This window comes from Halorubrum sp. SD626R (assembly GCF_001261915.1).
Lineage (GTDB): Archaea > Halobacteriota > Halobacteria > Halobacteriales > Haloferacaceae > Halorubrum.
The window spans coordinates 38,806-57,961 of record NZ_CVRT01000031.1 but is presented as its reverse complement, the minus strand read 5'-3'; the positions used below and the strand labels follow the sequence as shown (position 1 = coordinate 57,961).

Genomic DNA, 19,156 nt, shown 5'->3' with positions numbered 1-19,156 from the left:
GGCCAGGTTCAGTAAGCGGGGGCAGTGAGTCTGTATAGAGACCCTTGACCGTGAGGATCCAGATATCAAGTATCTGGGAAAGCATCCACGCCCGGTTTGTTACGCCCCACGCAACGACGAGGACAGGCATCGCCTCGGCGAGCCCCTCCGATACGGTGATCTTGTACTGCCCGTTCGCCCCCTGACTAACTCTCGTTTTCTCCATCTCTGTATAAGCCTATAGTTAGGCCCATTCTTAGTCCTCATACTGGTGTTCAGAAAACCCCCGTTTCCTGAACACCTTGCCCGGTACACAATCCGCTTATCTGTAGAAGATCGTTGATGGCTTGCCTTCTTGCGGTGTGAAGAATTTGTCTTCGGTTCGAGAGTGGTCTTGTAAACCTATCTCTGTTGAGTTTAGCACTCATTTCGAGTTCGACTGAGCTGTATCAACGACCTCCGCCGGAAGAGCGTACAGTATATATTAATCCTTCGGTATGAATGGAAGATTGACAATAAACACTACACCCTCAGGCGGTGTATCAGCGGGTGTTTCCGTCTCAATAACGTCGCCTTCTTCCCGGTCTTCAATCCAGATGTCACCCCCGTAGCTCTCTACCAGCGACTTGACTAGGTAGAGACCGATTCCGGTGCCCCCACTGTCGAGGCCCTTTTCGCCTTTGCCGAAGATGTCCTCCTTTGCGGCATCGGAAATACCGGGGCCGTTGTCTGTAACTCGAATGCTGATATGCTCATCCTCTGTTTTCGATGATACCGCAACGGTCGGAACCGGTTTGTCATTATGTTGAACTGCATTTTTTAGCAGGTTGCGGAACACAGAGCCTAACATTTCGTTGGCCCGCACAGAGACCTGTTGTACCTCCGAAGCGGTGATGATGTTGGCGTCTGGATATGCCTCACGAGTCTGTTCCACCTCAGACATTACCACGGGCCGGATACTGACCGCCTCAAGTTCTTGTTCTCCTGAGAGCATGACGGCTGCCATCTCTCGGGCTACCTTCGTGAGATCAACTGCCTGCTCTGCGTTTTCACTGACGGTCTCCAAGTGTCTCTGTAACTCATCATCATCTATCGTGTCTACAACCATCTCAGTATACGCGAGTATCAATTGGAGATTATTCCGGATGTCGTGACGCAATACTTGATTAAGAATATCTAGATTGTCTCGTTGCTCTTCAATGCGGTGTCTGTACTCTCTTTCTGCCGTAGTTTCATGTAACACGAATGTACGGCGTCTCTCGTCGCTGCCGACTGTTGACGCTGACACAGAAAAGTATCGTTTCTCATTCCCATTTGTGATCTCAATTCCTGTCTTACCGTCGGCCACCTCAGTAAGCTGGTTGAGTTCTTGATTTCCGGCTGAGGAAACAAAGTCGTCTGCCGGCATGCCGACGTACTCTGGGTCAGTATCAAACAAGTCATGGGCAACGCCGTTGGCGTAAACGAGACGATCCTGATGATCAAGGACTATCGCAGCATCATCTATGTCATCTAATAACGCCCTGCGTGCGATGGGAGCTAACTCCAGAAAATCAGCGTAGAAGAGAGCCCAGAGGAAAGTTACGGACAAGACCGTACTCCCAGCCATCGTTGCGTTGTACAGTGGGTCTGGATATGGCTCAAGTCCAGCGACCTCAATAATTGCCGTCAGATAGATGACTACGACACCGCCAAGTACTGTACGGGCCTGTTGACGATACGCCCCACTCTGGGTCAAATACGCTTCGAGAAACATCCCCAACATCGCAGTGGCTGCGACAAACACCACAAAAAGGTGTACTGTCCACCAGATACCAAACTCATAGACTGGTGTCCCAGCTTGAACAACTGTCGGCGTACGGGTATAGAACAAGCCGCCAGGATTGAGTCCGATCACTAACGCTTCCAGACAGAGATAACCACCAACACTGCCTAGTGCTATTGGTTGTTTGAGCCACGTCCGTTCAGTATACTCCACAGCGACATACATACCGGAGAATGCCACCACAACCGCAGCAAGCCACGAAACGCCCAACATACGTGGAGCAATCAACTGACTATTTATTCTGGTGCCTATTCCATAGCTAAGTATCCAGACGGCTGATCCGAGTCCGTGGATGACGAGTGGCTTGCCACCGGGGCTCGATCGATGTTCCCACGCAAACAGCGCGACACCTACTGATATCAGAGCCGGAACCCCGAACAAGATTAGATCAAACTGGGTCACACTCATATTAGGATAATTAGCAAAATGTCATATAAAGGCCATTCATGTACCGATCGCGTACTTCCCCGCTACCTGTCAGGAAAGTCGTGCGAGATACACAGGGTGTTGTCAGCACGGGAACTGCGTTTTTTATCTGAATGCTAAATCAACCGATAGAATTCGCTTGCGTGTAGGCTGCCGGAAGCTCTTTGATTGTAACGTATGTTCTGGTGACCATGTTGTGGATACATGTATCTGTTAGGTAGTGGTGTAAGAATGGATCATATTTTAATTAGTTTGTACCTCAGATCGCGGAGTTAACCCCAGAAGTCAAGCACATTATCGACTGCCCTGTCAACGAAACTTTCCTGATATCGTACGAGGAGTTGCATCGTCAATTCCTCGTCGGCAACAGTGTAGAGCGTCGTTCGGCCATCTCGAACCTCGGAGATAATCCCCTCTTCAACGAGGCGTGACACGTGCCAAGAAACCGTCGCTGGCGCCACGCCGACCTCTTCGGCGATCGCCCCATTTCGGGCCGTCTCCTCTTGTATCAAGAACAACAAGACATGGCGGGCCGTCTCGTATCGGAGGGACGACAGTATCTCACGCTCTTCACTATCGAGTTCCTCGGCGACGAACAACCGACGTTTACCCTGATGGTCCTCGCTCATGAGCACGTCATAGTTTTCGAGCGTGTCGAGATGGTGCTGTAAAAGCCCGGTCTCCATATCGAGTTCGCGCTTCGCTTGGCTGAAGTGAACACCCGGGTTTGCTTTGACGTATTCGAAGATCTCCTTCCGCGTCTCTAGCTCAAGGATGTCTTCCTCGCCGTCGTGAGGTCGGCGTCTAACCATCTGCGTTTCGTTTCTGTGAGCCGGCTGTGGCGCGTGGGGATATCATCGTGGCTGCCAATCGAAGCGCCAGATTACTGTCGATAACAAGAGGAGTGCAATCCCGAGTGCAAACAGGCTCGTGAGCAACTCGAAGTGTGGGATCCCTTCCTCGAAGAACTCGTCACCGACCTCTAACATGAGATCGGTTGCGAGTAGCGCTGCGAGCAGCGCAAGGACAAGAATACGACGGACCCGGGTGCGGTAGTAAGCGAACGCGGTAATAAGAACCACAATCATCGTCACTAAGAGCGTAAGAGCCCGGATGAACGTTTCCGGTTCAAACAATTCAATCTCTGTCATATAATGAAATTGGGTGTGGGGGCTATCTAATTATTTGCTAGGTGGTCACACGCGACCGTTGGTTCTGACGGTCATATTGTTGAGCGACACCACCGTTTATTCGTCGTCGCTGTCTTCGTACTCATCCTCGCCGTCTGCCTCCTCATCTTCGTCGGCTTCGCTCTCAGTTTCGAGGACCGTACCATCGTCTGCGTGGACGGCAACTTCAGTTTCTGAGCCGTTTGCCGTCACGAGTTCGACTTCGTAGACGGGTGCGCCATCCTCAGTTTCGAGTTCAACTTCGTCAACAGTTCCGTTGGCTTCAGCAGTTGCGATATCAATTGCTTCTTGCTCAGTGAGTGAAACGTTACTCTCCGAAATCGAGTCTTCGTCCATCTCCTCGTCTTCGCTCTCAGTTTCGAGGACCGTGCCATCGTCTGCGTGGACAGCAACTTCGGTCTCTGAGCCGCTTGTCGCCACGAGCTTTATTTTGTAGACGGGTACGCTGTCTTCGTTTTCAAGTTCAACTTCATTAACAGTCCCATTAGCTTCGGCAGTTGCGATATCAATTGCTTCTTGCTCAGAAAGTGTGACGTTACTCTCTGGAATTGAGTCGTCGTCATCAACGTCCGATACGAGTGATGATCCACTCCCTTGCGCGAATGCTACCCCGCTGCCGACAACGGCGAGCAAGGCGATTGCAACAACGGCACCTCCGATTATCTTCCGACTGTTAGATTGCATCAGTTTCGTAGCCTCACTACGACTATTCGGGACCACGTGTAAAGTGTCGTTTGGTATATGAGTCTAGCAGTGGTACACGCCTCTAACAACTCATTACATCTTGAGTCTGTAGATAATTGTAATCACTCTACCAGTCACATATCCCCCAATAATAGATATATTTGTTAATCTGGGACGTACATGAGACACAGCGCAAGTTAGCCCGACAGCAGTATCATTAACGTCCTCCCCGCGCTAAAAGCTGTCTCTTACCGTCCCGCACGAGTTGAGGTCGGAGTCTCCACGTTGTATTATGCTGATCCGTCGACCCACTATTCGTCGGCCTGCTCCTTCTCCCTCACGAGATTGGGAGCTTCGAAGTCCACGACCTCGTCGATATCTGTAGTGACCCAGATCAAGAAGCGGTTTTCGGATTTGACGATTCCATTAACTCCTTCGCCATTAACGGTTGTTGCTTGATCCACGTCTTCCGGAGCCACGTCGCGGACTTGGAACAGTTCATCAACCATCCAGCCGACGGCACCGCTCCCATCGGTCTCGTCGTCGTCGAACACCACAATCCGTTCGCGGGGTCCTTTCTCGTCGATCGAAAAGAGTGTCTTCGGGTCAACAATCGTTGTCGTACGTCCTCGCAGGTCCATTACGCCTTCAACGTGGTCAGGGGAATTAGGGATCCGCGTGAGCTTGCCGGCGTCAACGATTTCGTCGATGATCCCGATATCCAGACAGTACGTCCCGTTGCCCAAGCCAAACTCCAGCACTTTGGTGGGTTCAGCTTCAGTTTCTGTGACTGACATAAAGAGTCTTTGGTGAAGATACAAATAACTGTACCTCTGAAATTATTAGCTTTGATTGTCAGACCCGTAAAATCATCTTGACTCTCGCTCTTCTCGTGGAGGTTGTTGGCACGGATTTCTTTTATAAACCTCACTCAGTAGGTAGTCGGCAGAGCTACTGTGGTGCGAGATATCTCACAGAAGTGGTGTATCTCGAAATCGCAAGAACTCTCTCCATCAACAATGTGCTATACAAGAACAAATCAAACATGATAATCCTCAGAAAGTGTTATAGAACTGGTGTCAAAGTAACGGGTAATGACTCTCGCTTCGGAACACCAGATTCAGGTTCTCCACGTTGACGATGAGCCGTCTCTTACAGACCTGACTGCGACGTTCCTCGAACGTGAGGATGATAAATTCACTGTTGAGACAGCAAACAGCGGTAACGAGGTCCTAGAACGGGTTGATAGTCACCTACCCGACTGTATTGTCTCGGACTACAACATGCCCGGCATGGATGGCTTAGAACTCTTACAAGGTGTCCGTGAGAACAATCCAGACCTCCCGTTCATTCTCTTTACCGGCAAGGGCAGTGAAGAGGTAGCCAGTGAGGCGATCTCCGCCGATGTAACAGACTATCTTCAGAAGGGAACAGGTTCAGAGACGTACGAACTCTTGGCCAACCGAATTCGGAACGCGGTCAACACCCGACGTGAGGCTGAGCGCGCTGACAGACAGGAAGAACTGATGCGCCTGACAGAGTTTGCGGGCAACACCGGCGGGTTCGAACTTGACAGAGAGAGTGGTAGGGTCTTGCTGACCGTTGGTGCCCGTCGAATTATCGAGCGTCCCAACCTGACTGAAATCCCTGTTGAAAAGGCGATAGAATTGTTCCACCCGGATGACCGCGAAGAAGTTCAGCAAGCACTCGAGAAGGGTTTCGAAGCAGGTGATAAACTACGAGACACGTGGCGACTCCATCCAGGCGGCAGCGACGAGCGTCTCTTGGACGTTACGATCACTCCAGTCGTGGAATCTGGGGAGCAAGTAACGAAGCTCCGCGGGGCAGTCAACGACATCACTGAGAAAAAAACACGTGAACGACAGTTAACCGAACTGAACCGGGCTACACAGGCACTCCTAGAGGCAGAAACCAGACAAGAGGTCGCTGATATTGGCGTTGAGGCTGCCAGTGATATCCTCAATTTCAAGGCAAATGCTATCCACGTCTCCGAAGCTGACGACACTCAACTGGTTCCCGTGGCACAGACGGATGAGCTAAACTCGCTCATCGGAAATATACAACCACTTCCTGTGACGGACAGTATCGCGGGACGAGTCTACCGCGACGGCGAACCAGCAGTAATAGCAGATGTACAGCAAGATTCGGACAGCCACAACACCGGAACTGATCTCGCTGGTCACTTGTATCTGCCACTTGCTGACCATGGGGTACTGATCGCTGGCTCCGAGAAGCGAGCAGCCTTCGATCAACAGGACACCGCGCTCGGAGAGCTACTGGCAGGGAGTCTCATAGCAGCGCTTAATCGCGTCGAACACGAGCAGACTACTCGCCAACGACAGCAGGAACTCGCGCTGTTATTCGAGGAATCCCCACTTGGGGCCGTCCAGTGGGACAACACATTCCGATTCGAACGGCTGAACGCACGGGCTGAAGAAATCCTTGGATATGGTGAGCAAGAGATACGCGGCGAACCATGGGAAATGATTGTCGCCGCCGATGACCATGACAAAATTGGCACTGTCGTCGAGAGCCTTCTCAATGCCAATGGCGGAAAACACGCACTCAATCGGAACGTCCGAAAGGACGGCGAAGTATTCACCGGTGAGTGGCACAACCGTGTTGTTACCAACGCAGAAGGGGACGTACAGTCGATCTTTTCAAAGTTTCAGGACGTCACCGAGCGCGAGAACCGCAAGCGAGGATTAGAAGAGTACGAAACGATCATTGAAGCACTGACCGACGCAGTGTACGTGATTGACGAAGAGGGCCGGTTCACCTACGTCAACGACGAGTTCGTCGAGTTAGTCGGCTACGACCGGGAAACTATCTTTGGGAACACACCGTCGCTCATCAAAGACGAGGAGGCTGTCGAACAGGCAGAACACCAGTTGGGACGGTTGTTGTCAAGTGATGGCCCGGAAACGCTCACATTCGAAGTGACGGTGCACCCGCGGGAGGGTGACCCGATTGTCTGTGAAGATCAAATGGGCGTTCTCCCGTACGAAGGCGACCAATTCAACGGCTCAGTTGGAACACTCCGGGATGTGACCCACCGAAAAAAACGTGAACAGGAGTTACAGGAGTTAAAAAACCAGTACGAGACACTAGCCAAGAATTTCCCGGACGGTGCGGTATTCCTCATCAACACGGATCTCGAATACGTACGCGCCGGTGGCAGAGAACTGGGCAACATTGGCCTACCTCCCGACGATATCGAGGGTCGGAAATCACACGATCTGTTCCCGGAAGACATCGCGAATGAACTCTGTCACTACTACGAGGAAACGCTGAATGGGAATGCCAGCACGTTCGGACAGGAGTACGGGGGCAGGCAATACCGAATTCAGACCGCCCCTGTTCGGACCAACAACAATGAGATCGAGTACGTGATGGCAGTCTCACAGAATGTCACCGAGGAAGTCGAGAACAAACGGGAACTCGAACGTCAGAACGAGCGACTTGAGGGGTTCGCCAGCATTGTCAGCCACGATTTAAGAAATCCGCTTCAAGTGGCTGTCGGACGGTTAGAACTGATTCGTGAGGAGTGCGAGAGTGACCATATTGAGGGTGTTGCCCAGGCACTCGATCGGATCGGCGCGCTCATAGAGGACTTACTAACACTGGCACGAGAGGGTGAGAAGATTGGTGAGCCCGAACCAGTTGGACTTGCGGACATAGCCAAGGACAGTTGGCAAACCGTTGGCACGGGACAGGCAGCACTCGAATCTAATGTCTCTCAGGTTGTCAAGGCCGATCAGAGCCGTCTTCAGCAACTATTTGAGAATCTCTATCGTAACGCAGTCGAACATAACGACGAAAACGTGACAGTATCCGTCGGTACAATAGAGAACGGCTTCTACGTGGCGGATACCGGAACCGGTATCCCAGGGAGTGACCGCGAGGAAATATTTGAGGCGGGCTACTCGACCAATGAGGAGGGGACCGGCTTCGGCCTGCGGATCGTCGAGCAAATTGCCAGCACTCACGAGTGGGAGATTACTGTGACCGAGAGTGAACAGGGTGGTACACGGTTCGAATTTACGGGGGTCGAACTTGTAGAGTGAGTTCTGGACTTTGGTGGAGAAAGTGAATCGCCTCGGGGTATTCGCCTTGTCCGCCGATAAAAGACAAGACTAGAGCACGGTCACAGCAACAAACTACTTGAAGACTAAGAGTAATACCCTATTATGACAGATCGACGATTGTCTACGGGTATTAGTGGGTTGGACGGTATTTTAAACGGCGGTCTCATCCACCCGCGAAACGTGCTTATACGCGGGTCTCCTGGTTCAGGGAAGACAATTTTCGGCTTACATTTTCTTTCGGCGGGGATAGACGCTGGCGAGACATCTCTGTACGTCAACATGGGTGAGCCACAGGCGTACGTTGAGGAAACCGCAGATGCGTTCGATCTTCATACCGAGCAAATTCACTTCCATAATATTTCCCCGACTCAAGAACAGTTCTCAGAGCGTAACTCGTACAGCGTCTTTGAGTCAGCGGAAGTCGAACAGCCGGACTTTATTGCCGATCTCCGTGAGAAGATTGATGAGATCGACCCAGACCGCGTGTTACTGGACCCAATCACAGAATTCCGACATCTTACAACTGACGAGCGGCAATTCCGGTCCGGAATCCTCGGTCTCCTTGATTATCTCAAAGAAATTGACGCGATGGGCATGTTAACGTCTCAAGCTGGCGGGCCAATCACAGACGATGATATTCAGTTTCTTGTTGATACTGTCATTTCTCTTGATGTGACTCCTGAGAGCCGGATGGTCAGTATCTCTAAGTTCCGAGGGTCGTCGTTCCGGCGTGGGGATCATTTCTACGATATTTCTGCGGCGGGACTGGAAGTATGGCCGGCACTCGTGCCCGATACGCAGAAACAAGTGATCGACACGGAACCGCTCTCATCTGGCGTGGACGAACTCGATGAGTTGCTCTATGGCGGGTTAGATCAGGGCACGATAACAATGCTTAGCGGGCCAACCGGCGTCGGCAAGACAACGACTGGGCTTCAGTTCCTCATCCAAGCAGCACTTGAGGGCAAACAGAGCGTGGTATTCCAGTTCGAAGAAGCAGAATGGACAATTCGTGATCGGGCAGAAGCAATTGGGCTTCCACTTCAGGCTGCGCTGGACAGCGGCGAACTCTCTATTGTCGACGTCTCCCCCGATGAGTATACGGTTGGTGAATTTGAGCATCTCCTCCGGGAGGCCGTTACCAACGGTACTGAGGTGGTGATGATTGATGGGTCACAAGGCTTCCAAGAGAATCTCCGTGGACTTGCCGACACGACGGGTGCGTTGGTGCGGATTGGCCGGTTCCTGCGGGCTGCTGGTGTCACCACTCTCCTGGTTAATGAAGTCCACAATATCACCGGGGACTTCCAAGCGTCTGAAGAGCGGACGAGCAATCTTGCCGATAATATTGTGTTCCTGCGCCACGTTGAGTACCGTGGCGAGATGCGGAAAGTGATTGGGACACTGAAAATGCGAACGAGCGACTTCGAACGCAGCCTTCGCGAACTTGAGATTACGGCCGACGGGATACGCGTCGGGGAGCCTCTCCCACAACTTCGGGGCATTCTCACTGGGACGCCTGACTGGAACGAGGATACTGGCGGCACTAGTCGCGATGTGGCTGACACCGACCAATCGTAGCCCTCGCGTGATATAGGCACCAAATACGAGCCCACACGATCAAACCTCATGTCCACGAACGAACAGCAGCCATATCAAGAGACGGCCGACGAAGCGAAGCGCGTCCTGCTGCTGGTTAGTGACCAAGGGAACCGACGTGTCCTCACAGAGTGGCTAACCACACATGACCAATATACGATTGTCGAGAGCGTAGATATCGCTGAGGCGGCGTTCGACTGCTGTCTCGTCGACAGGACAGCGTTCAATGAGCACCGCTCGGAACTGCTCACACGAAAGCAACATGAGCAGGTTGTGCTGCCGTATCTGTTGTTGGTCCCCGAGGCAAAGCACCGCCAGATCTGTAATCGTCTCCGCGAGACACACCCGGAGTTGTGGGATGCTATCGATGGGCTGATCGATATGCCACTCGCAGAACACAGACTTGGCGAACAACTAGAGATGGCTCTCCGCCTGCGAGACCAGTCGACTGTCGCGTTCAACCGACGTGAGCAACTCCGCCAAATCCGCGACCAACACGCCGGTCACGGAGTATTGATCACCGACGTCGACGGGACAATTGAGTACGTCAATAGAGGTTTTGAGTCACAATCAGGGTATACAAGTGAGGAAGTCGTCGGAAATACCCCGCGGATGCTCAAATCTGGTGAACACGATGAGGCGTTCTATGGAGAGCTGTGGGAGACTATCACCGCCGGTGAGACGTGGCATGGCACGGTTGTCAACAGACGCAAAGACGGCGAGAGGTATATTGTCCAACAAACAATTGCTCCGGTTGAAGGCCCAAATGGTGATATCACACAGTTCATCGCCGTTAATCACGAAATTACTGATCTCCGAGAACTCCAAGAACGTCTTCGTGAGCAACGTAAGCAACTCGACGTGTTGAACAGAGTTCTCCGTCATGATATCCGAAATGATATGAACGTCATTGTTTCGTGGGGAGAAATGCTTGAAAATGAGCTCTCTTCGGACGGTAAAGAGAAACTTGACCGGGTCCTCCGGGCAGGAAATCATGTTATCGAACTTACAAACGTTGCCCGTGACCTATCAGCACTCATTCACGGTGATGAAACGCCAGATCTCAAGCCGATCTCACTTCGAGAACTCCTCACTCAAGAACTCGAAAAGCGTCGGGAGACGTTTTCCGACGCAGAAATTACGATGCCAGACCCACCCGATCAAGAAACGTGCGTACTGGCGAATGAGTTGCTCTCGTCAGTGTTTCGGAACCTTGTCAACAATGCGGTCCAACACAATCAGAGACCAGATCCGAAGGTAGTCATCACCGTCGAAGAGATGGATGACACCGTCCGTGTCAGAGTGGCTGACAACGGACCAGGAATTCCAGCCGACGTCCGAAAAGACCTGTTTCAAGAAGGTCAGAAGGGACTAGAGAGCGGGGGGACCGGAATGGGTTTGTTCCTTGTTGATAATCTTGTTGAGAGTTACGATGGGAAAGTCTGGATCGCGGACTGTAGTGAGGATGAGTTGCCCAGTGAAGCAACTGAGACGGATCAGCCTGGCGTAGCCTTTGTTGTTGAGTTACAGACGACTGAGGCTCCAAACAATAGCGAGGGGGGCGATCGATGAACGATACACTTTCTGTAAATGACTCCTCTGATGATGTTACTGACCAAGCGGCCTTGTTCCCCTTACTCTCTGATAAAGGAAATCGGCGGCTGATTGTTGAGTGGATTGAATCCCACGACAGCTACACGCTTGTCGATCCTGACCAGCCAGTCGGAACAGCGGCATTCGATTGTTGTATCCTTGATGCGGAGATGTTACAGACGCATGCTGAAACGCTCCGAGCTCGGAAACACGAGGCTGAGCCCGCTCTCTTGCCATGCCTTCTGCTCATTCCGGAAGCAGACCTCTCCGTTATTGAAACCGATCGTGGTGAGATTGCCGACAGCGTTGTGTTCGAAACCGCCGACGAAGTGGTTTCGATGCCGATCAAAAAGGCCGAATTAGAGTGGCGGACAGAGGCGCTCACCAGACTGCGGACTCAATCGTTACGTCTCAAAACACGCACAGAGTCGCTGAAACTATTCAAACAAGCGGTTGAGTCCTCTGGTCACGCGATCTGGATGTCCGACACTACTGGGAAGATTAACTACGTCAACTCAGCGTTCGAATCAATTACGGGCTACAGTCGAACAGAAGCTGTCGGTGAGTCGCCAGAACTTATCAGTTCTGGAGAGATGACCGACGACTACTACAGTGACCTTTGGGAGACGATCACCGCCGGCGACACGTGGCATGAAGAAATCACAAATCAACGGCGTGACGGCTCCCAGTACGTCGCTGATCAGACTATCGCTCCAATCGTCGAAGACGGTGAGCCGAAAGCATTTGTCGCCGTCCAAAGGGATATCACCGAACGGAAAGAGATTGAACAACGGCTCTCCTTATATCGTGATATTGTTGAGCGGCTTGAGGATCCAATTATGCTCCAGAGCTGTGAGGGAGAGTTTCGACTGGTTAACGACGCACTGTGCTCGTTTGCCGGGCTCTCAAGAGATGAATTACTCGGCGATGGTGAATACGAGTTTATGGACGCAGCTACTGCCACAGAGATTGCCCGGCAGAAACAGCGTGTAATCGAGACCGAACAGCCAGTCGAATACAGTGTTGAGCCGACGTTCACACATACTGACAAGGAGGCAGTCTTCTACACGAGTCGGTACCCCTACTATGAGGATGGAGAACTCACAGGCACAGTTGCGATCTGTCGGGACGTCACCAATCTCGACAAGCGGACGCGACAGCTGAAAGTCTTCGACAATATTTTGCGCCATAATATTCGCAACGATGTGAATGTAATCCGTGGTCGAGGCAAGCAGCTTCAAGATGAACTCGATGGTGACCTCAAGGCTGCTGCCGATGTCATCGTTGAGCGAGCTAACGGTCTGTTGGCGACGAGCGAGAAGTCACGAAAGATTACTGACGGCCTCAGTGATCCACGCGAGCCGGCCCCGGTAGACCTCGGACAATTAGTTCAAAATCTTGCGGAAGAGACTGATCAGAATTGGTCTAACGCAAGTATCGATGTTTCGGCCCCGGCTCAACTTGTTGCCTCTGCGTCTGACTCGATTGATACCGCTATCGAAGAGCTACTGATTAATGCTGTAGTCCACAACGACAGCGACGAACCACGTGTATCTGTTGACCTTACTGCTGACAGTTCGTGGGGTATCCTCCGCGTGCGAGACAATGGTCCGGGTATTCCGGAGTTTGACAGAAACGTTCTTGAATCGGGCGGAGCTATCGAGACACTCTCTCACGGCAGCGGACTCGGATTGTGGCTCGTCTATTGGACCATCACTCACTCTGGCGGAAAGATTCGTGTTGACGACCGCGAGCAAGGTGGGACCGAGATTACGATTAGGCTCCCGTTGGCAGCTGAGAAGTGACTTCTTCTACTCCTTTAACAAGTAATTTTACCGGCTGTGCTCCCATTTGTTTGATATGACCAACTCGCCTGGCGAAACGATTGAGGCTCTACATGACGTTGCGACCAGACTTCAATCTCAGGATACGACTGAGAGTGTCTGTGATTTAACGGTTAGTGCCGCATCAGATATTCTGGATTTTAATCTTTGTACTATCTTGATTCGCGATGGCGAGTGGCTCGTTCCGCGCGGCACATCAAAAGATGCTCCAGCAGACGGAAGTCGTCAGATGCGTCTTGACCAAGGATTAGCAGGCAAAACATATCAGACCGGAGAGTCGCAACTTGTTAACACAATAGAACCGGATGACAATACGGACCCCGCGAAGCCGGACTATCGGTCAGGCATAAGTGTTCCAATCGACGACCACGGTGTTTTTCAGGCGGTTAGTACGACTGAGTCTGCGTTTACTGTAGACGATATTGAGTTAGCTGAGCTACTTGTGAGTCACTCAAAAACAGCTCTTGATCGCATCGAAAAAGAGCAAGAACTGAAACAGCAAATTGAGCGTCTAGATCGGTTTGCCTCAGTAGTCAGCCACGACCTCCGCAACCCACTGAATATCGCTCAAGGATACCTCGAAACCGTTCGTGAGGAGGAAGATAGTGAGCCTCTTCGAAAGGTCGCCGCTGCTCATGAACGAATGGACCACTTGATCGACGACATGTTAACTTTTGCACGAATCGGAACAGAAGCGCTCAATCTGGAGGCTGTAGAGTTAGCACAACTTACTGAAGAAAGTTGGTCGAGTGTTGATCAACAGAACGCTACATTATCCATCGACACAGAGCAATATATCAGCGCAGATCGGACGCGTCTTCGTCAGTTGTTGGAGAATATTTTGTCAAACGCAGTGATGTATGGTGGGTCAGATGTTTCTGTGAGGGTCGGGGAAATTGAAGATGGCCCCGGTATTCCAGCTACAGATCGCACAGCTGTATTTAAGGCGGGATACTCTCCGGGTACGGAAGGTACTGGATTTGGATTAAGCATTGTTAAGCAGGTTACTGAAGCACATGGGTGGGACATTCGTATTACCGAAGGAAGTGACAACGGTGCACGATTCGAGATTACTAAGATTGACATCATTTCTCAGAGACACCCCCGCACAGGGTGATACAGCAAGGTACACGTATCGAAAGAGCCTCTAAGATATTGTCTTAACCTACAAGATTGAGACCGTTAGAAGATCGGAACACCATTCTCACCGTCGTTCCCCGTGGCTCATTATCGTTAAATTGGAGTACTCCACCAGCCTGTTCAACGATCGCTTTCACGAGCCATAGTCCAAGACCAGACCCATGAAGAACAGGCTGAATCGTTTCTTCACCAGTCCGTATATCGCGCTCCTCATCCGGAATACCCGGCCCGCTGTCACTCACTTCGAGATACGATGCGTCATTATCTGACCAGACCCGAATCGAAACTGACGGTTGGTCACGGTCTGAATGGATAACCGCGTTTTCGATAAGTTCCTCGACCGCTGTTTCGATCGTTCCATTTGGAACGCTGACCGGCTCATTCGACGTTTCCAGCGTAATGTCTGCCTCAGGGAATTCTGCTTGAGTGTTTGATACTGCGTATTCGGCCGACTGTGCAAGATCGGTTGACTCAGCCGTTCGCGACTTCGAGAGAACTTTTGTGACCTGTCGTATTTTCCCAGCCATATCAATCAACTTCTGGCTGTGCTCCGAGACTGTTTCAGCGGTGTTCACAACTTCGGGGTCAGTTGTCTGCTGTTCAATCAGCTCAGCACTCCCTTTTACAATGTTCATCGTGTTCTTTATATTGTGACGGAGCACTCGATCGAGAACCTGAAGTTGCTGCTCACGTTGTCTAACCTCGCTAAGATCATGAACCGACCCCACTACACCGGTAACCGCTCCATCGTCGTCCCACAATGGCGAAAGGACAGCCCGAACGAAGCGCCGTCTTTCACCCGTATTGGCCTCAGTTTCGAGTTCCAAAACAACTGATTCTCCATCCAGCGCTTGTTGTATTGCGGGTTCAATCTCCTCAGCAGTACTTTTTTCAACAATCGAATCAATTTGTGTCCCACGAACTCGGCCCGAATCAAGTCCATAAAACTGCCGAAAGTTCTCGTTAGCGAATACAAGTCGCTCTGATGAGTCAATACAGAAGATCCACGTAGGTGACGCCTCGACTGCCGATTTGTATTGTCGGAGCCGCTCCTGTTTCTCTTTGTCTTCTGTGACATCCCGGTGGAAACCGGCGAATTCACTGATCGTACCCTCTGTGTCGGTAATAGGAGCAAACGTTTCTTTTGTCCAGAATTCCGGTCGATCATCGTGGTTGTCACAGCGCTCGATGGTTACTGATTCACCTTCTTCGACGGCTCTCTGGACCGTTGCGGCCATTTCCGAATCTTTGCCATCACAGAACAGCGCTGTGAGGTCAGACCGATCCTCCAGATCATTCTGCGCTAGTTCATCAAACCGATTGTTTGCATACACGAGCGGATCGTCTTCCTGATGTAAATCGAATATCGTGATTCCAATCGGGGCCTTATCCATCACTCTGGATTTGCGATGGAGTTCGCGGCGTGTCCGCTCGGATGCCGTCACTTCGGTATACACGTATACTCGGTGCGCGCCCACTCGCTCGCTCGGTAACCCCGTCTCGATCACCCGGTAATGCCGAGTTTCACCGTCAGCTTCCCACTCGAAGATCGGATCGTCTCGAACGGTACACTCATACAATTTTGGTGCCGTGTCAGCGAAGCTCGTTTCACCGGCCCCGCGGAGCTCATCGAATGTCTCAGCGGCGGTGGGGCTTATGTGTCTGATTTCTCCATCGGCGTCAACGATGACCGTTGCTTCGTTGAGATGTGTAAGCACCTGTTTTCGCCAGAACCGTGGAATCGGGCGAAACGTCTCATTCAAAAACACGAAGCTTCCCAACGCGAAAACGGCCATTCCAAGAGGAGCATAGCTCGTCTCGACAAACTGCGGCGGGACGCGCCCCAGTCCGATAGCGACGTCCACTACTGCTGGGACGGCTGTGAGGACTACAACGATCCCGAGCCGCCAGTCTTTGATGCGAGAGGTAGTCACGGCTTCGATCAGCCAGACCGTTGCAACCCCGACCGACAGGTATGCCGCCCCGGAGATCAACCAATAGGTAACACCGGGATTAAACGCAAGGTGCGCGAACGGTTCGGTTGAGATATAGGCAGTGAAGTAGAGATTATATGTGGGGTTAGTGAGTTTGATAGCGATAGCGACGAGGTACAGCCCAACCGCAAGACGCCGCAGTGCGGGGCGCCGGTGGTATTCGTGACCTGCGTACGCCGACGCAAAGTATAGCCACGCGCCAATACTAGCAAGTCCAACAATTAACCCGATGATTCGTAACCATACGGCTGCTGAAACCCAACTGATCGCGAACTGTATCGCAGTTGTCGCTGTCCACCCACCAGCCAGAACGAACACTGACACAAGTCCAAGGCGTGTATCACGCTCGGCGATATCGGTTGCTCGCCAAGCCCCATAACCCGAAATGAGCGTCGCGAGAACAAAAACCGCGATATACGCCGCCCGTGCTACCTCCATACGTATTTTATTATATCTATTATAAAATGTGTTATCATAGTCCCAAGATTCTTTTGTGTCATTACTATTGGGATTCTACGACTCAAAATATCTCCCAGCAGTAGGGGAGAAGAGTCAAATTAGTTGCTTTCCTCCTCGCAGCGAGACTCAGACGACACCTTGCCTCCATCCGCGGCCATCTGAGACTGTGTGTTTGCCTGAACTGTCGTTTCTTGTTGTGTTTCGAACCCAGTCACCTGATCGTTGAGATCATCAGCCAGCGTCGAGAGTTCTTGAATCGTTTCGGTCGTTTCCGCGAGTGACGACGTCTGCTCCTCGGTCGCCGCCGACACGTTGCTCGCCTCCGCGGCGGTCTGTTCACTTACACTTGCCACCTCATCTACCACCGAGACGACCTCCTCTGTCGAGGCGGCCTGGTCATCCGTCGCGTCACTAATTTCTCGGATGCCGCTCTCAGACTCCTGTACTGCGTCCGCGATCTCATCAAACATCTCAATTGCACTCTCGATCGTTTCCGACCCTCGCTCAACGCGCTCGCTCATCTCCTCCATTCCCGCAACTGTTTCCGTTGTACTTTCTTGCGCAGTCTCAATCCGCTCTTCTACAGCAGTCGTCGCTTTTCCTGCTTCCTCTGCGAGCGATTTGACTTCAGAGGCTACAACACCGAACCCCTCTCCAGCTTCTCCAGCACGCGCTGCCTCTATCGACGCGTTCAGCGCCAGAATGTTTGTTTTCTCGGCGATCCCGGAGATCATCTCTACAATCTCTCCAATCTCGTCCATATCCTCTTCGAGAGCCTTGACCTGTGCGGCTGCCTCGTCGGCTTGTTCCTCTATCGACTCGATTTCTTCAGTCGCCTCCGAAGCGTACTCACGCCCTTCATTCCCCTGTTCAACGGCTGCTCCAGCCGTTGCAGCCACTTGATCTGCTGAAGACGCAATCTCTTCGACCGTAGCGGACATGTCGTTCATCTCGTTAGCGACTTCTTGCAGATTTTCACTCTGCGTGTCTGCTCCGTGTGAGATCTCCTCGACGGACCCGGCAACCTCTTCGCTTGCTTGCTTGACTTCTTCGGTGTTTTGCGCAACCACATCACTTGAAGTGGCGACGTTCTCGACAATATCTTTGACACTACCAACACTATCACTAAGACGGTCAATCCCGTTTTCTAGGTTCGACAGCACGTCGCCGTACGCTCCTGGGTAGTCGGTATCGATGTCTTGCGCGAGTTGACCCTGCTCTAGCCGGTCGCTCGCAGTCGATATTTGCTCGAAGCTGTTCGATAACTGGGTTGTCCCAACCGCGAGGTCATCAAGCACGGCACCGTACTGCCCAGGGCGGTTTGTGTTGACGTCGTCATCAAGCACACCCTGTTGAAGGTCGCTACTAACGCTCTGAATTTGCTCGAAACTTGCCGAGAGCTCGCCGGCACCCGTTTCAAGATTGGTTATCGTCTCACCGTACGTTCCGGGGTATTGGGATTCAAATTCCCAGTTGAGGTCCCCCTGTTTGAGCCCTTCACTTGCGGTTCCAATCTGAGAAAACACCCCCTCAAGGTTTTCCTGCATCTTGGTGTACGCCTCGACCATCCGCCCGATTTCATCATTCTCGACGTGCTGATCTACCTCCTTATCGAGTTCTCCGTTACTGATCGCGGTGAGCCCGTTCGATAGCTGCTTGATTGGTGGTGTGATGCGCCCGGCGACGAACAGGCCGATCATAATCGCCACGATGAACGCTCCGATGGTCAGCCCGAGAACTTCCAACTGTGCGGTTTGTGTCGTGCTGTCGGCTGTAACAACCGATGACTCTTTGTCTTCGATAGCTGCCTGCTCGAGCGTCTGCGCGGAGTCTTTGGTATCTGCGACGATTGCGTCTAACTCATCGCTCTTCGCCTGTGCTTGCTCCATATCACCGGCTTCTAAGGCTGTAAACAGTTCCTGAGCAGTTCTGGAGTACTGTTCGTGTTGTCCTTGTAATTCTTCGAATTCTGCTTGTTCTGCTTCGCTCAGCTCTTGCTGTTGTAACTTGACGGAGTATTCGTCGAATCTCCCACCTGCTTCTTCGAAATTGGACTGCTCTCCCTCTTCACCGAGGAGTGCGGCGTGTACGGCGACTTGTTGCTCTTCGATGGCTACGAGCATGTTTAGCGAGGCATCGATTTTGTCACCGTCTTCAGAGATGACGTGTGCCTCTTCATCGACATCTCCAACGGCTTGGTATCCGACCGCGCCGGTGACACCCACCAGTAGCGCCACTAAGACGAATGCGATGATGAGTTTCGGCCGAAGGTCCAACCGGTCTATCGCAATCTTATTCAGCATATCTGGGATTA

12 protein-coding genes are annotated in these 19,156 nt (G+C 51.9%); 5 read left to right on the top strand and 7 right to left on the bottom strand.

Translation table 11 applies throughout. From position 1 onward, the window contains the following. Positions 1 to 463 precede the first annotated feature (463 nt). The 5 genes from SD626R_RS02655 to SD626R_RS02635 all read right to left on the bottom strand — a co-directional run bounded on the left by SD626R_RS02655 (position 464) and on the right by SD626R_RS02635 (position 4,901). Positions 464 to 2,212: a sensor histidine kinase gene (locus SD626R_RS02655; RefSeq protein ID WP_092563111.1), complete on the bottom strand. Its 1,749-nt coding sequence runs from the start codon at positions 2,210 to 2,212 to the stop codon at positions 464 to 466. Positions 2,213 to 2,502: 290 nt separating this feature from the next. After that, a complete protein-coding gene (locus SD626R_RS02650) occupies positions 2,503 to 3,042 on the bottom strand; it encodes a winged helix-turn-helix transcriptional regulator (RefSeq protein ID WP_092563108.1) in 540 nt (179 codons plus the stop codon). 42 nt (positions 3,043 to 3,084) lie between these two features. Beyond that, complete coding sequence (locus SD626R_RS02645; protein WP_092563105.1) at positions 3,085 to 3,381, bottom strand: hypothetical protein; 297 nt, start codon at positions 3,379 to 3,381, stop codon at positions 3,085 to 3,087. Between the two features lie 96 nt (positions 3,382 to 3,477). Then, the gene (locus tag SD626R_RS02640) at positions 3,478 to 4,104 is read right to left on the bottom strand and encodes a PepSY domain-containing protein (RefSeq protein WP_092563102.1); all 627 of its coding nucleotides are present in this window, start codon (positions 4,102 to 4,104) and stop codon (positions 3,478 to 3,480) included. Positions 4,105 to 4,415: 311 nt separating this feature from the next. Next, positions 4,416 to 4,901, bottom strand: a complete 486-nt coding sequence (locus SD626R_RS02635) for a chemotaxis protein CheW (protein ID WP_092563099.1) — start codon at positions 4,899 to 4,901, stop codon at positions 4,416 to 4,418. A 297-nt stretch (positions 4,902 to 5,198) separates the two neighbouring features. On the opposite strand from SD626R_RS02635, the gene SD626R_RS17105 reads away from it, so the two are divergent. The 5 genes from SD626R_RS17105 to SD626R_RS02610 all read left to right on the top strand — a co-directional run bounded on the left by SD626R_RS17105 (position 5,199) and on the right by SD626R_RS02610 (position 14,366). Continuing rightward, positions 5,199 to 8,192 carry a PAS domain S-box protein gene (locus SD626R_RS17105; protein WP_092563096.1) on the top strand — a complete coding sequence of 998 codons (2,994 nt, stop codon included), beginning with the start codon at positions 5,199 to 5,201 and terminating at the stop codon, positions 8,190 to 8,192. 123 nt (positions 8,193 to 8,315) lie between these two features. Beyond that, on the top strand, positions 8,316 to 9,794 hold the full coding sequence (locus SD626R_RS02625; protein ID WP_092563093.1) for an ATPase domain-containing protein: 1,479 nt from the start codon (positions 8,316 to 8,318) through the stop codon (positions 9,792 to 9,794). 48 nt (positions 9,795 to 9,842) lie between these two features. Then, positions 9,843 to 11,384: an ATP-binding protein gene (locus tag SD626R_RS02620; RefSeq protein ID WP_092563090.1), complete on the top strand. Its 1,542-nt coding sequence runs from the start codon at positions 9,843 to 9,845 to the stop codon at positions 11,382 to 11,384. Continuing rightward, positions 11,381 to 13,210, top strand: a complete 1,830-nt coding sequence (locus SD626R_RS02615; RefSeq protein ID WP_092563087.1) for a PAS domain S-box protein — start codon at positions 11,381 to 11,383, stop codon at positions 13,208 to 13,210. Before SD626R_RS02620 ends, SD626R_RS02615 begins: the two co-directional genes overlap by 4 nt. Before the next feature lie 55 nt (positions 13,211 to 13,265). Further along, entirely contained in the window at positions 13,266 to 14,366 is a 1,101-nt protein-coding gene (locus SD626R_RS02610) for a sensor histidine kinase (RefSeq protein ID WP_092563084.1), read from the top strand. A gap of 43 nt (positions 14,367 to 14,409) precedes the next feature. Here the strand turns inward: SD626R_RS02610 and SD626R_RS02605 are convergent, their stop codons facing one another. Further along, a complete protein-coding gene (locus SD626R_RS02605) occupies positions 14,410 to 16,821 on the bottom strand; it encodes a PAS domain-containing protein (protein WP_092563081.1) in 2,412 nt (803 codons plus the stop codon). 119 nt (positions 16,822 to 16,940) lie between these two features. Continuing rightward, positions 16,941 to 19,145: a HAMP domain-containing methyl-accepting chemotaxis protein gene (locus SD626R_RS02600; protein ID WP_092563078.1), complete on the bottom strand. Its 2,205-nt coding sequence runs from the start codon at positions 19,143 to 19,145 to the stop codon at positions 16,941 to 16,943. Positions 19,146 to 19,156: the final 11 nt, after the last annotated feature.